Source organism: Pseudomonas nitroreducens (assembly GCF_024170165.1).
Classification (GTDB): domain Bacteria; phylum Pseudomonadota; class Gammaproteobacteria; order Pseudomonadales; family Pseudomonadaceae; genus Pseudomonas; species Pseudomonas nitroreducens_C.
On record NZ_JALJXP010000019.1, the window covers coordinates 105,788 to 120,138 of the forward strand.

The 14,351-nt window shown below is 65.9% G+C and carries 13 protein-coding genes; 7 read left to right on the top strand and 6 right to left on the bottom strand.

Annotated elements, in window-relative coordinates:
- Positions 1 to 102 precede the first annotated feature (102 nt).
- The 4 genes from J2T47_RS28065 to J2T47_RS28080 all read right to left on the bottom strand — a co-directional run bounded on the left by J2T47_RS28065 (position 103) and on the right by J2T47_RS28080 (position 4,040).
- Entirely contained in the window at positions 103 to 411 is a 309-nt protein-coding gene (locus J2T47_RS28065) for a hypothetical protein (RefSeq protein ID WP_253453893.1), read from the bottom strand.
- Positions 412 to 555: 144 nt separating this feature from the next.
- A complete protein-coding gene (locus tag J2T47_RS28070; protein ID WP_253453895.1) occupies positions 556 to 945 on the bottom strand; it encodes a VOC family protein in 390 nt (129 codons plus the stop codon).
- A 22-nt stretch (positions 946 to 967) separates the two neighbouring features.
- Complete coding sequence (locus tag J2T47_RS28075; RefSeq protein ID WP_253453897.1) at positions 968 to 1,477, bottom strand: VOC family protein; 510 nt, start codon at positions 1,475 to 1,477, stop codon at positions 968 to 970.
- Positions 1,478 to 1,841: 364 nt separating this feature from the next.
- Positions 1,842 to 4,040 carry an OsmC domain/YcaO domain-containing protein gene (locus tag J2T47_RS28080; protein ID WP_253453898.1) on the bottom strand — a complete coding sequence of 733 codons (2,199 nt, stop codon included), beginning with the start codon at positions 4,038 to 4,040 and terminating at the stop codon, positions 1,842 to 1,844.
- Between the two features lie 172 nt (positions 4,041 to 4,212).
- Between J2T47_RS28080 and J2T47_RS28085 the strand changes: the two genes are divergently transcribed.
- Together J2T47_RS28085 and J2T47_RS28090 are read left to right on the top strand one after the other, a co-directional pair.
- Positions 4,213 to 5,448 carry an NAD(P)/FAD-dependent oxidoreductase gene (locus tag J2T47_RS28085; protein ID WP_301295711.1) on the top strand — a complete coding sequence of 412 codons (1,236 nt, stop codon included), beginning with the start codon at positions 4,213 to 4,215 and terminating at the stop codon, positions 5,446 to 5,448.
- Between the two features lie 355 nt (positions 5,449 to 5,803).
- Entirely contained in the window at positions 5,804 to 6,445 is a 642-nt protein-coding gene (locus J2T47_RS28090; protein WP_253453902.1) for an HD domain-containing protein, read from the top strand.
- Here J2T47_RS28090 and J2T47_RS28095 read toward each other — a convergent pair.
- Positions 6,442 to 7,365: a LysR family transcriptional regulator gene (locus J2T47_RS28095; protein ID WP_253453904.1), complete on the bottom strand. Its 924-nt coding sequence runs from the start codon at positions 7,363 to 7,365 to the stop codon at positions 6,442 to 6,444. The two genes, J2T47_RS28090 and J2T47_RS28095, sit on opposite strands and share 4 nt — an antisense overlap.
- A 145-nt stretch (positions 7,366 to 7,510) precedes the next feature.
- On the opposite strand from J2T47_RS28095, the gene J2T47_RS28100 reads away from it, so the two are divergent.
- The 4 genes from J2T47_RS28100 to J2T47_RS28115 all read left to right on the top strand — a co-directional run bounded on the left by J2T47_RS28100 (position 7,511) and on the right by J2T47_RS28115 (position 12,427).
- Entirely contained in the window at positions 7,511 to 8,269 is a 759-nt protein-coding gene (locus tag J2T47_RS28100) for an SDR family NAD(P)-dependent oxidoreductase (protein ID WP_253453906.1), read from the top strand.
- 417 nt (positions 8,270 to 8,686) lie between these two features.
- Positions 8,687 to 9,433, top strand: coding sequence for a gluconate 2-dehydrogenase subunit 3 family protein (locus tag J2T47_RS28105; protein WP_253453908.1), 747 nt, complete (start codon positions 8,687 to 8,689; stop codon positions 9,431 to 9,433).
- A gap of 7 nt (positions 9,434 to 9,440) precedes the next feature.
- Positions 9,441 to 11,204, top strand: coding sequence for a GMC family oxidoreductase (locus tag J2T47_RS28110; RefSeq protein ID WP_253453910.1), 1,764 nt, complete (start codon positions 9,441 to 9,443; stop codon positions 11,202 to 11,204).
- Entirely contained in the window at positions 11,201 to 12,427 is a 1,227-nt protein-coding gene (locus J2T47_RS28115; protein ID WP_253453912.1) for a c-type cytochrome, read from the top strand. Before J2T47_RS28110 ends, J2T47_RS28115 begins: the two co-directional genes overlap by 4 nt.
- Positions 12,428 to 12,530: 103 nt before the next feature.
- Here J2T47_RS28115 and J2T47_RS28120 read toward each other — a convergent pair whose 3' ends face one another.
- Entirely contained in the window at positions 12,531 to 12,851 is a 321-nt protein-coding gene (locus J2T47_RS28120; RefSeq protein ID WP_138216561.1) for a DUF2025 family protein, read from the bottom strand.
- A 298-nt stretch (positions 12,852 to 13,149) separates the two neighbouring features.
- Here J2T47_RS28120 and sfnG point away from each other — a divergent pair, with 298 nt between their 5' ends.
- Positions 13,150 to 14,244 (top strand): dimethylsulfone monooxygenase SfnG, encoded by a 1,095-nt coding sequence (sfnG, locus tag J2T47_RS28125; protein ID WP_253453914.1) that lies wholly within the window; start codon positions 13,150 to 13,152, stop codon positions 14,242 to 14,244.
- Positions 14,245 to 14,351: the final 107 nt, after the last annotated feature.

A 14,351-nucleotide genomic window follows, 5' to 3' on the forward strand; every position in this document is an offset into this window, starting at 1 on the left:
ATGCTAGCACGACTTTCCCGAGCACAAGGCTCGGACATGCACCCGGGCCCTTCAGGATCGACAGCCCCGGGATCAACGGCCTCGCCCTCCCTCAGACCCGGCTCAGGCAGCAGCGGCCAAGGCAGCGCCCACGCAAGGCTGATCGTGGAACCCGCGCGGCAGGCGCTGGCTGCCCGGCATGGCGGCCAGGCGTTTTTCCCAGAAGCTGCGCCAGTCGTTGTGCACGGCGGCGGCGCGGGCCTTGCGCTGGGCACGGCGCGCGGCGTTGCGCGCATCGCGGCGGGCCTCCTTGTAGACCTCGGTGTTGCGGCAGCTCCGGCATTTCACCCGGTTCAGTTCGGTGGTGGATTCCAGGTGTTTGCCCGCGTGCCCGCAAGCCAGGTGCCCCTTGACCTTGTAGTGAGTGACCATCGCAGATTCTCCCTGTCCGGCGAGCGCACCCTCGCCGCTTGGCGGCGTCGCAGTCAGGCAATCGGTGCGTGCCGGCTGACTGCGACGTTCAGGGAGTTGGACGCGCCGCTGCGCGGGCAGGTTCGAAATTTCTCTCGTGCCGCCTCACTCCTCCAGATGGCAGACGCAGCACAGCTTGTTGCCATCCAGATCGCGCACATAGGCCCCGTAGTAGGTCGGCGAGTAATTCAGGCGCAGGCCCGGCGCCCCTTCGTCGACACCACCCAGCTGCACGGCGCGGGCATGGAAGCTGTCGACCTGGTGCCGGGTGCGCGCCTCGAAGGCAACCAGGCTGCCATTGCCGATACAGGCGGGCTGGCCGTCGATGGGCTCATAGACACAGAACACCACGTCACTGTCCGGGTGAGCGAAGATCGCCCGCTCAGGCGCATGGCGCTGCGCCTTGAGGACGATCCCCAGGGGGCCGAGCACCTTGCCGTAGAAGTCGATGGCGCGCGGCAGGTCATTGGTGCCGACGGTGATATGGCTGAACATGCCGCGCACCCTCCTCGCTCAACTACCGCGCCTGGTTACCAGCATGGGCGCGCTCGATGGCGGCCATGTCCAGCTTCTTCATGCCCATCACTGCCTGCAGCGTGCGGCTGGCCTTGGCCTTGTCCGGGTCGGCGACCATGTCGCCGACGTGGCGCGGGCAGATCTGCCAGGACACCCCGTAGCGATCCTTCAGCCAGCCGCAGATCTGCGCTTCCACCGGGCCGCCGGCGCCGAGCTTGTCCCAGAAATGGTCGATCTCCTTCTGGCTATCGCACATCACCTGCAGCGACAGCGCCTCGGTGAAGTTGAAGGCCGGTCCGCCGTTCAGCGCGATGAAGGTCTGGCCATCCAGCTCGAACTCCACCGTCAGCACCGAACCGGGCACACCGCCATGGCGGTCCTTCTCGGCTTCGGGGTAGTAGGCAGTCTGGACGATCCGCGAATTGGGGAAGATGGCGACATAGAACTCGGCCGCCTCCTCGGCCTTGCCGTCGAACCACAGGCAGGGGGTGACGCGTTGCAGGCTGGACATCGTGACTCTCCTGATTCTCGCGGTCGGCATGACCGCCATGCAGCTTGGTCGCCTGGGCGACGGCGGAATCGACAAGTCTAGGCGGACTTTCGCATTGCACCGGACGACCGGTCGGGCGGCATGTGGCAGCGGGGTGCGGGGTGCGGGGTGCGGAATCAGGGTAAGTGCCGCGAGCGATTGGACGCCTTTTGACTCCCTGTAAAGTCCTGCGCTGTGCTCACGCCCCTCTCCCCCGCCCTATCCCTGAAGGGAGAGGGAGCCGATCGGCGCGAGATATGGACTCACCGGCAGCCGGCGAGCGAGGTGCTATCAGAGCGCGCCGGACAGTCCCCTCTCCCTTCAGGGAGAGGGTTAGGGAGAGGGATTAGCGCCCAACCGCCCGAGCCCGTGCCTGGTGCAGCTTCTTGTAGCTCTCGATCAGGCGCAGGTGCTTGTCGAGGCCTTCCAGCCTGGTGCTGGTGGGCGTCAGGCCATAGAAACGCACGCTGCCGTCCAGCGAACCGAGCACCGCGTCCATGCGCTCATTGCCGAACATGCGGCGGAAGTTGGCTTCGAAGTCGGCCATCTCCAGTTCCTCGTCCAGGTGCACGTCCAGCGCCGCGTTGAGCGCCTGGTAGAACAGCCCGCGCTCGACGGTGTTGTCGTTGTACTGGAGGTACATCTCCACCAGTTCCTTGGCCGTCTCGAAGCGTTTCGCCACGAGGTTGATCAGCAGCTTCAGCTCAAGGATGGTCAGCTGGCCCCAGACGGTGTTGTCGTCGAACTCGATGCCGATCAGCGTGGTGATGTCGGTGTACTCGTCCACCTCGCAGGCTTCCAGACGCTTGAGCAGCGACTTGAGGCGGACGATGTTGAGGCTGTGCAGGTTGAGGATGTCCGAGCGGAACGCCAGTGCCTTGTTGGTGTTGTCCCAGATCAGGTCTTCCACCGGGTAGATTTCCGAGTAGCCCGGCACCAGGACACGGCAGGCGGTGGCGCCCAGGTGCTCGTAGACGGCCATATAGACCTCCTTGCCCTGCTCCTCGAGGATGCCGAACAGAGTCCGGGCTTCCTGCAGGTTCGAATCCTCACCATGGCCGGAGAAGTCCCACTCGACGAACTCGTAATCCGCCTTGGCGCTGAAGAAGCGCCACGACACCACGCCGCTGGAGTCGATGAAGTGTTCGACGAAGTTGTTCGGCTCGGTCAGCGCCTGGCTTTCGAAGGTCGGCTTGGGCAGGTCGTTGAGGCCCTCGAAGCTGCGGCCCTGGAGCAGCTCGGTGAGGCTGCGTTCCAGCGCCACTTCGAAGCTCGGGTGGGCGCCGAAGGAGGCGAACACGCCGCCGGTGCGCGGGTTCATCAGGGTCACGCACATCACCGGGAATTCGCCGCCCAGCGAAGCATCCTTGACCAGCACCGGGAAGCCCTGCTCCTCCAGGCCCTTGATGCCGGCGACGATGCCCGGGTACTTGGCCAGCACCTCTTGCGGTACGTCCGGCAGCGCCAGTTCGCCTTCGAGGATTTCACGCTTCACCGCGCGCTCGAAGATTTCCGACAGGCACTGCACCTGCGCCTCGGCCAGGGTGTTGCCGGCGCTCATGCCGTTGGAGAGGTAGAGGTTCTCGATCAGGTTGGACGGGAAGTACACCGTCTCGCCGTCGGACTGGCGCACGAACGGCAGCGAACAGATGCCGCGTTCGGTGTTGCCCGAGTTGGTGTCGTAGAGGTGCGAACCGCGCAGCTCGCCATCCGGGTTGTAGATCTCCAGGCAATACCCGTCGAGGATCTCCTCCGGCAACTCGTCCTTGGCACCCGGCTTGAACCAGCGCTCGTCGGGGTAGTGCACGAACGGCGCGTTGGCGATCTCCTCGCCCCAGAACTGGTCGTTGTAGAAGAAGTTGCAGTTCAGTCGCTCGATGAACTCGCCCAGCGCCGAGGCCAGTGCGCTTTCCTTGGTAGCGCCCTTGCCGTTGGTGAAGCACATCGGCGACTGCGCATCGCGGATGTGCAGCGACCAGACGTTGGGCACGATGTTGCGCCAGGAGGCGATCTCGATCTTCATCCCCAGGCCGGCGAGGATTTCCGACATGTTGGCGATGGTCTGCTCCAGCGGCAGGTCCTTGCCCTGGATATAGGTGCTGGCGCCGGCGGCGGTGCTCGGCATCAGCAGCGCCTGGGCGTCGGCGTCGAGGTTCTCGACTTCCTCGATGACGAAGTCCGGTCCGGTCTGCACCACCTTCTTCACGGTGCAGCGGTCGATGGAGCGCAGGATGCCCTGGCGGTCCTTCTCGGAGATGTCCGCCGGCAGTTCCACCTGGATCTTGAAGATCTGCTTGTAGCGGTTCTCCGGGTCGACGATGTTGTTCTGCGACAGACGGATATTGTCCGTGGGGATGTCGCGGGTCTGGCAGTAGAGCTTGACGAAGTAGGCCGCGCACAGCGCCGAGGAAGCCAGGAAGTAGTCGAACGGACCCGGTGCCGAACCGTCGCCCTTGTAGCGGATGGGCTGGTCGGCAATCACCGTGAAGTCGTCGAACTTGGCTTCGAGTCGGAGGTTGTCGAGAAAATTGACCTTGATTTCCATGCGGGCATTACCACGAAAAAGGAGAAAGCGAACTGCCCGGCATTATCCGGACAAAAGCGCCGCGGGGATATCCCGACGTGCCCGGCGCCGGTCGGGAAGCCTGTCGCGTGAAGGATTGGCAGTCGACACCCGGTCGGCTGCAGGCAGCCCGTACGGCCACCCTTGGGGTAAGATGCGCGGCTTTTGCGCCGCCCGGGCGCTCGTCCACGAGGAATCCACCGTGCTCACCTCCCAGGTCATCATCATTGGCGCCGGCGCCGCGGGACTGATGTGCGCCATGAGCGCCGCCGCGCGCGGTCGTCAGGTCCTGCTGATCGACCATGCCAACAAGGCCGGCAAGAAGATCCTCATGTCCGGTGGCGGGCGCTGCAACTTCACCAACATGTACTGCGAGCCGGCCAACTTCCTCTCGCACAACCCGCATTTCTGCAAGTCCGCGCTGGCGCGTTTCACCCAGTGGGACTTCATCGCCCTGGTGGCCAAGCACGGCGTGCCCTACCACGAGAAGAAGCTCGGCCAGCTGTTCTGCGATAACAAGTCCAGCGACATCCTCGGCCTGCTGCTGGACGAGTGCGAGCAGGCCGGCGTCGACCTGCGCCTGGACACCTCGGTCAGCGAGATCGCCCGCCTCGACGAAGGCGGCTACCAGCTGCAGACCAGCCTTGGCCTGATCCGCTGCGAATCCCTGGTGATCGCCACCGGCGGCCTGTCCATCCCGACCCTGGGCGCCACCGGCTTCGGCTACCAGGTCGCCCGCCAGTTCGGTCACAGCGTACTGCCGACCCGCGCCGGCCTGGTGCCCTTCACCCTCACCGACCCGCAGCTCAAGGCGCTGTGCACCGAGCTGTCCGGCACCTCGGTGGAGGACTGCCGCGTCAGCTGCAACGGCCAGAGCTTCGTCGAGAACATCCTGTTCACCCACCGCGGTCTCAGCGGCCCGGCGATCCTGCAGATTTCCTCGTTCTGGCAGCCCGGCGACACCGTCAGCATCGACCTGCTGCCGCGCATCGACCTGCCCGTCTGGCTCGTCGAGCAGCAGCGCGAGCGCCCCAACAGCGAACTGAAGACGCTGCTGGGCGAGCTGTTCACCAAGAAGATGGCCGGCCTGCTGGCCGAGCAGTGGTTCGTCTCCAAGCCGATGAAGCAGTACACGCCGGCCGAGCTGAAGGTGATCGCCGAGCGCCTGGGCGACTGGCAGCTGGTGCCCGCCGGCACCGAGGGCTACCGCACGGCGGAGGTCACCCTGGGCGGCGTCGATACCCGCGAGGTGTCCTCAAAAACCCTGGAATCGCTGAAATCCCCCGGCCTGTACTTCGTCGGCGAAGTGCTGGACGTCACCGGCCACCTGGGCGGCTTCAACTTCCAGTGGGCCTGGGCCTCGGGCTACGCGGCGGCGCAGTTCGTCTAGGGCAGACGCCCCACGCCGAGGCTTTCGAACGGTAGGACCGTAGGGCGCATAACCCGGAACGGGTTATGCGCCGATTGCCTCGCGGCGGATAACGCTGGCGCGTTATCCGCCCTACGATCTTCGCCCAGCATCGGCGCCCCCTGCAGGAGCGGGCCATGCCCGCGATCGCGCGCATGGCGCGCTCCTGCAGGTGAGCTCGATTTCAGAGGTTTACAGGCTGCTGGCAGCAAAGGACGCACGGCTGTCCGGATTCGCTCCCCCGCCCTCGTTGTCCCTCGAAGGCTGCGGATTTCCAATGGCAGGGAGCGCGACGCACCCCGCACCGCGCGTTGAAATCCCAGCCCAGGAGCCCGCCATGAGCCTCGACCTGAACGGCGTCAAAGTCCCCGACAGCGCCCTTGCCAAGGCCATCACCGAGATGGTCCGCGACAACGCCACCCCGCTGCTCTTCCACCATTCCTCGCGCGTCTACTACTGGGGCGCCCTGACCGGCGCGCGCAAGGAACTGAAGTACGATGCCGAGCTGCTCTACGCTGGCGCGATGTTCCATGACATGGGCCTGATGCCGCGCTACTGCAGCCAGTGCGAACGCTTCGAGGTGGATGGCGCCGACTGCGCCGCGGAATTCCTGCGCAGCCATGGCATCGCCGAAAGCGACATCGACACGGTGTGGACAGCCATCGCCCTGCACACCACGCCAGGCATTCCGCAGCACATGAAGCCGGAGATCGCCCTGGTCACCGCCGGGGTGGAAATGGACGTGCTGGGCATCGCCTACCCGCAGTTCCCCGACGCCCAGCGCGACGCCGTGGTCGCCGCCCACCCACGCGGCGGGCAGTTCAAGCAGGACATCCTGCAGGCCTTCTACGAAGGCATCAAAGGCAAGCCGGAAACCACCTTCGGCAACGTCAAGGCCGACGTGCTGGCGATGAAGGATGCGGACTTCGTGCGCGGCAACTTCTGCGAGGTGATCCTGAATTCCGCCTGGGCCAGCTAGGTCTTCGCGGCCACCGGCGAGCCCAACACACCGGGTTCGCCCAGCAGTTGCGTCAGCCACTGCATGAAGGCCCGCACCCGCTGCGGCAGGCGGCGATGGGCGTAGAGCAGGGAGATTTCCATGGGCGGCAACGGGATGTGCTCCAGCACCGCCACCAGGCGCCCTGCCTCCAGGTCATCGAGCACGCCATGGATCGGCACCTGGATGATCCCCAGCCCACCCATGGCCGCGCTTTCGTAGGCCTCGGCGTTGTTCACCGACAGCGCCCCGCCCATCGGCACGAAGCGCACCTCGCCGTGGTGCAGGTACTCGAAGCCCGGAGGCCGCGCGCCCAGTACCGTCACGTAGTGGATCAGCTGGTGTCCGGCGAGGTCGTCCAGTGTCTGCGGCACGCCGTGTTCGGCGAGATAGGACGGGCTCGCGCAGGTCACCTGCGGGAACTGCCCGAGGCTGCGCGCCACCACCGACGGATCGTTCACTGACCCGACCCGCACCACACAATCGAAGCCCTCGCGCACCAGGTCGACGCGGCGGTCGGTGCAACTCACCTCCAGCTCCAGCGCCGGATGCCGCGCGAGGAATTCGCCCAGGCGCGGCATCACCAGCTTGCGCGCCATCACCGTCGGCATGTCCACCCGCAGGCGGCCGCCGAGGGCTTCGTCTTCCTGTCGGAACAGGCCCTGCAACTCGTCGAGCTGGGCCAGCATGTCCTTGCTGCGCTCGTAGAGCACCAGGCCGTCCTGGGTTGCAGTGACACGCCGGGTGGTGCGTTGCAGCAGGCGTGTGCCCAGCAGTTCCTCCAGCGCCTGGATGTGTTCAGACACGGTGGAACGCGGCAGGCCGAGCTGCTCGCCGGCCTGGGTGAAGCTGGCCAGCTCGGTGACGCGGACGAAGGTGCGCAGCAGGTCGGGGCGGATCATGGGCGGTTCTCTCTGGGATGCGCCGCTTATTGTTCGGCGGTGCCGACCAGTATTTCCGATTCTCGCCGGTTTATCACCAGCCAATCGAACAATAAGCTTTCCCTCACTCCCAACCGCTCTCCCCTTACCAGACAGGAGCTTCGCCATGACCCGCAAGATTGCTCTCATCACCGGCGCCAGCCGTGGCCTTGGCCGCAACGCCGCCCTGCACCTCGCCGCTGCCGGCGCCGACATCATCGGCACCTACCGCAGCCAGGCCGACGAAGCCCAGGCCGTTGCCGCCGAAATCGAGCAGCACGGTGGCCGCGCGGTAATGCTGCCACTGGACGTGGCCGACAGCGCAAGCTTCGCCGCCTTCGCCGAGCAGGTCCGCACTACGCTGGGCGAGACCTTCGGCCGCCAGCACTTCGATTTCCTGGTGAACAACGCCGGCATCGGCCTCTACGGCAGCTTCGCCGAGACCAGCGAAGAGATGTTCGACCAGTTGCTGAACATCCAGCTCAAGGGCCCGTTCTTCCTGACTCAGAAGCTGCTGCCGCTGATCGCCGACGGCGGCCGCATCCTCAACGTCTCCAGCGGCCTGACGCGCTTCGCGCTGCCCGGCTACGCCGCCTACGCAACCATGAAGGGCGCCATGGAAACCCTGACCAAATACCAGGCGAAGGAGCTGGGCGCGCGAGGCATCGCCGTGAACATCCTCGCCCCCGGTGCCATTGAAACCGACTTCGGCGGCGGCCGTGTGCGCGACGACGCCGAGTTGAACAAACAGATTGCCGGCAACACCGCACTGGGCCGAGTCGGCCTGCCGGACGACATCGGCTCGGCGATCACCGCCCTGCTCTCCGACGGCGGCCGCTGGATCACTGGCCAGCGCATCGAAGCCTCGGGCGGGATGTTCCTCTAAACCCCACGACGGCATGACCTGGGCGTAGGAGCGGACTCCGTCTGCGATTGGCTTCCGGCGCGATGTGGAGCTATCGCGGACGGAGTCCGCTCCTGCGTAGCTCGCCAGTCCGCGGCACAGCGTCTGGCCCGCGGATCTTCTCAAAATCCACAACAAACCTTTACCGCGAAAAAACCTGCAACATTTTGTTACGGCCTCTAGTCTAAAAACGCGCGTGGAAAAGACGAAGCGCTGATTCGGCACAGGCCAGGGACCATTCCCGGCCAGCCGATCCGCACAGCGCCCCTTGCGGGCCGACTTCGCACCCCCGCTCCGCTCGACTGCCCCGGCACAGAGCGCACCACCGTGAACTGACCTGGCAAGACTCGTCCCTTCCCCCTCGACAACGAGCGGACAGGTATTGCCTCAGGAGCCGAAATGACCGAACACCCCAAGGGCTTCACCCGGCGCCAGCTGCTGAAGTCGTCCGCCGCCTCCCTCGCCGTCGGCGCTGCCGCCAGCGCCCAGGCTGCCACCGTGATCGGCACGCCGACATGGCTGCCCTTCGACCACAACGGCCCGCTGCACTACGACAGTCCGGGCTGGCAGTTCTTCACCGCCGAGGAAGCCACCGAGCTGGAAGCGATAGTCGAGCAGCTGATCCCCGCCGACGAGCTGAGCGTCAGCGGCAAGGACGCCGGTTGTGCGGTGTTCATCGACCGCCAGCTGGTGAGCGACTACGGCGATTTCGGCCGCCTGTACATGACCGGCCCCTTCACCCCCGGCACGCCGGCCCAGGCCGACCAGTCGCCGCTGGTGCCGCGCGAGCGCTACCGCATCGGCCTCGCCGCGCTGGGCAAGTACTGCCAGGGCAGGTTCCAGAAGCATTTCAGCGCCCTGCCCGGCGAGCAGCGCGACCAGGTGCTGACTGACCTGGAGAAAGGCGCCATCACCCTCGATGGCATCGACGCCAAGCTGTTCTTCCAGCAGGTGCTGGACAACACCATGGAAGGCTTCTTCGCCGACCCGATCTATGGCGGCAACCGCGACATGGTGTCGTGGAAGATGCTCGGCTTCCCTGGCGCGCGTTACGACTACCGCGACTACATCGCCCTGCACAACCAGAAGCTGGACCTCGTGCCGCTTTCCATCATCGGCAGCTCCGCCTGGACGAAAAAGGGATAACCACAGCATGGCCAAGAAACTACCCGCCACCGATGTGGTGGTCGTCGGACTCGGCTGGGCCGGCTCCATCATCGCCCATGAACTGGCCGACGCCGGCCTCAACGTCATCGGCTTCGAACGCGGGCCCTGGCGCGACACCGCCGCCGACTTCAACCTCGCCTCGGCGGCCGACGAGCTGCGCTACAACCGTCGCCAGGAACTGATGCTGCGCACCCGGCAGAACACCTGCACGATGCGCAACAAGGAAACCGAAACGGCCCTGCCGATGCGTTCCTGGGGCTCGTTCCACCCCGGCAACGGCACCGGCGGCGCCGGCAACCACTGGGCCGGCATCACCTTCCGCTTCCAGCCCGAGGAATTCCGCCTGGCCAGCCACCTGAAGGAGCGCTACGGCAAGGAAGTGCCCGAGGAGCTGACGCTGCAGGACTGGGGCACCACCTGGGAGGAAATGGAGCCGCACTACGACGCCTTCGAGCGCCTGGCCGGGGTTTCCGGCAAGGCCGGCAACCTCAATGGCAGCCTCGTCGAGGGCGGCAATCCCTTCGAAGGCGCGCGCTCGCGCGAGTACCCCAACCCGCCCACCGCGCAGACCTACGCCCCGACCCTGTTCGCCGAGGCCGCGCGCAACCTGGGCTACAAGCCCTTCCCGGTGCCCTCGGCGCTGGCCTCCCAGGGCTACACCAACCAGCTCGGGGTGACCATGGGGCCGTGCACCTTCTGCGGCTTCTGCACCAACTACGGCTGCGCCAACTATTCCAAGGCCAGCGCCATCGTCAACGTGATGCCGGCGCTGATCCGCAAGCCCAACTTCAGCGCCATGACCAACTCCGAAGTGCTCAAGGTCACCCTCGACAGCACGGGCAGCCGCGCTACCGGCATCGTCTATGTCGACTCCAGTGGCGAGGAATGGGAACAGCCGGCAGACATCGTGGTGGTCGCCGCGTTCATCTTCGAGAACGTGCGGCTGATGCTGCTCTCCGGGGTCGGTGAGCCGTACAACCCGATCGCCAACACCGGCACCACCGGGCGCAACTTCGCCTACCAGACGGCCAACAGCGTGAAGCTGTTCTTCAAGGACAAGAACTTCAACCCCTTCATCGGTGGCGGCGCCATCGGCATGGGCATCGACGAGTTCAACAACGACAACTTCGACCACTCCGGGCTCGGCTTCGTCGGCGGCGGCAGCACCCGCGTGACGCCCATCGGCGCCGCGCCCATCGACTCGCGCCCGACGCCGCCGGGCACCCCGACCTGGGGCGCGAAGTGGAAGAAGGCCACGGTGGAAAGCTACCTGAGCAACATGTCCATCGGCTGCGAAGCCAGCAGCTACACCACCCGCGGCAACTACCTGTCGCTGGACCCGAACTACAACGATCCCCACGGCCGTCCGCTGCTGCGCATCACCTTCGACTTCCCGGAGAACGACTTGCGCATGGCGCAGTACTGCACCGACAAGGTCGCCGAGATCGCCCGCAGCATGAATCCGCAGCAGATAGTCCCGGCGCCGCGCAAGGGCCCCTGGTCCAACACCTCGTACCAGTCCTCGCACATCGTCGGCGGCTTCATCATGGGCGCCGACCCGAAGAACAGCTCGGTGAACAAGCACCTGCAGGTCTGGGGCGTGCCCAATCTGTTCGTGGTCGGCTCTTCGGCCTTCCCGCAGAACCCCGGCTACAACCCCACCGGCACCGTCGGCGCACTGGCCTTCAAGGCCGCCGATGCGATCCGCCGGCTGTACCTGAAACGCCCTGGGGAGATGATCAGCGCATGAAGACTCTCCTCTCCCTCGGCACCCTCGCCTTGCTCGGCCTCAACCTGCAGCCAGCCTTCGCCGGAACGGCAGCGGACTCCTACAACCTGGTGGAAAAAGGCCGCTATCTCGCCGTGCTCGGCGACTGCACCGCCTGCCACACGGTGCCCGGCCAGGCGCCCTTCGCCGGTGGCGTGGCCATCGAGACGCCGTTCGGCAAGCTGGTGGGTGCCAACATCACGCCCGATGCGGAAACCGGCCTCGGCCGGTGGAGCTTCGACGACTTCCAGGCAGTGATGTCCACCGGCCACGGGCGCAACGGCAAGCGGCTGTACGGCGCCATGCCCTTCACCGCTTACACCAAGGTGCGCCGCGAGGACAACCTGGCGCTCTGGGCCTACCTGCAAACCCTGGAGCCGGTGCGCAACCCGGTGGAAAGCAACCAGTTGCCCTTCCCCTTCAGCGTGCGCACCAGTCTGATCGGCTGGAACTGGCTGAACTTCACCCAGGGCGAATTCGTGCCCTCGCCGGACAAGTCGGCGCAGTGGAACCGCGGCGCCTACCTGGTGGAAGGCCTGGGCCACTGCGGTACCTGCCACACGCCGAAGAACCTGATCGGCGGTGACGACAACGAGCGCTTCCTCGCCGGCGCCAACCTGCAGGGCTGGGTCGCCCCGGACATCACCGCCAACCCGCACAGCGGTATCGGCCAGTGGAGCACCGAGGACCTCGTGCAATACCTGAAGACCGGCGCCAACCGCTTCGACATCGCCTCCGGCCCCATGGCCGAAGCGGTGGAGAACTCGACCCAGCACTGGCGCGACGAAGACCTGCTGGCCGTGGCGGTGTACCTCAAGGACGGCGCGGCCGACAAATCGGCAACGACACCGCTGGCGGCCAGCGACGCAGCGATGGTCGCGGGCAAGGCGATCTACGCCGACCGCTGCTCCGCCTGCCACGTGGGCAACGGTGCCGGGGTGAAGAACCTGTTCCCGACCCTCGCCGCCGCACCGCTGGTCAACAACGACGACCCGACCTCGCTGATCCGCGTGGTGCTGGCCGGCAGCCGGGCCGGTGGCACCGATGCTGCACCCACCTCGCCGGCCATGCCTTCGTTCGCCTGGAACCTCGATGACGAGAAGGTCGCCAACGTGCTGACCTACGTGCGCAACGCCTGGGGCAACGCGGCGGCGCCGGTGACCGCCGGCCAGGTGGCGGACCTGCGCAAGGAGCTGGCGCAGTAAGCGGCAATGAACGTGGGAGCGGACTCCGTCCGCGATTGGCTTCCGGCGCGATGTGGAGCTGTCGCGGACGGAGTCCGCTCCTGCGAATCCTGAAAGTGCAGCGTCACTTCAGATGCCGTTCGGCGGCGATCTCCGGCAGGTCGGTGCGGCGCAGGTAGGTCAACAGCGCCTCGTTGAGATTCAGGCGGTCGTGGATGTTCTGCTCGGCGAGGATCTGCAGGCACTCGCGGCTCAGGGTCATGACCACCCCGTTCTTCTGCGCCCAGACAAACTCGCAGGCGGGACGGATGCTGTCCTCGGCCACGTCCATGCCGAAGGAATCCTCGCTGAAACGCACGATGTACTTGCCGGTCTTGAGGTTGAAACCGACGAAGCCGGACAGCCCGTCGGCGGCGTTGCAGATATCGCTGGAAGTGATGGCCATGCTGCCCCCTGGATTTGTTCTGTTATGGATTCGCACGCAGGAGGTGCCCGCTTCTGTGAGCGGGTGAACTTCGGATTCTGACAGCCTTGCCGGCGTCTGCTCAGGGGCCGGTTGTCGCACCCGCCACTGTTGCCCCGTCAACACTTGCCCAGCAGCATTGCGCCGCACGGAACACCCGCCGCTGTCCGCACCCGATGCCAAGCTGCTGATCCGCCGGGAATTTCCCCGCGTGGCATGGCTTTCGCTCTGCACAGCCTGCGGCACCTTCGCCGCTGTGCAGCCCCGAGGAGCCCGAACCATGAGCCAACAACCGATCCGCTTCGCCTACTGGGTCCCGAACGTCAGTGGCGGCCTGGTGGTCAGCAAGATCGAGCAGCGCACTCACTGGGACATCGACTACAACCGCCAGCTCGCGCGCATCGCCGAGGAGGCCGGGTTCGACTACGCGCTGACGCAGATCCGCTTCACTGCCGGCTACGGCGCCGAGTACCAGCACGAGTCGGTGGCCTTCAGCCACGCGCTGCTGGCCGCCACCGAAAAGCTCAAGGTGATCGCTGCCATCCTCCCCGGCCCGTGGACGCCCGCGCTGGCGGCCAAGCAACTGGCGACCATCGACCAGCTCACCGGCGGGCGCATCGCGGTGAATATCGTCAGCGGCTGGTTCAAGGGCGAGTTCCAGGCCATCGGCGAACCCTGGCTGGAGCACGACGAGCGCTACCGCCGCTCGGAGGAATTCATTCGCGCCCTGAAGGGCATCTGGACCCAGGACAACTTCAGCTTCCACGGCGACTTCTACCGTTTCCACGACTACAACCTGAAGCCCCGGCCGTTGCAGCGCCCGCACCCGGAAGTCTTCCAGGGCGGCAGCTCGCGGGCCGCGCGCGACATGGCCTCACGGGTCTCCGACTGGTACTTCACCAACGGCAACAGCGTGGAGGGGATCAAGGCGCAGGTGGATGACATCCGCCAAAAGGCCGCGGCCAACGGGCACGCGGTGAAGGTCGGGGTGAACGCCTTCGTCATCGCCCGCGATACCGAGGAGGAAGCCCGCGCGGTGCTCGCCGAGATCATCGACAAGGCCGACCCGGAAGCGGTGAACGCCTTCGGTCACGCCGCGAAACAGGCTGGCGCCGCCTCGCCCGAAGGCGAAGGCAACTGGGCGAAATCCAGCTTCGAGGACCTGGTGCAGTACAACGACGGCTTCAAGACCAACCTGATCGGCACGCCGCAGCAGATCGCCGAGCGCATCGTCGCGCTCAAGGCGGTGGGCGTGGACCTGGTGCTGGCGGGCTTCCTGCACTTCCAGGAAGAAGTGCGCTACTTCGGCGAGAAGGTGCTACCACTGGTGCGTGAGCTGGAGCAGAAGAAGGCGCGACAGACCGAGGCGGCCTGACTCCGGCGCTGCCCTGTAGGAGATTCTATGTCTACCCCACCGTATCGGCCGTAGGCCGATACGGCTGTTGAGTCTTCATCAGAGCAAAGGCAATCCGGGCCAGTTTG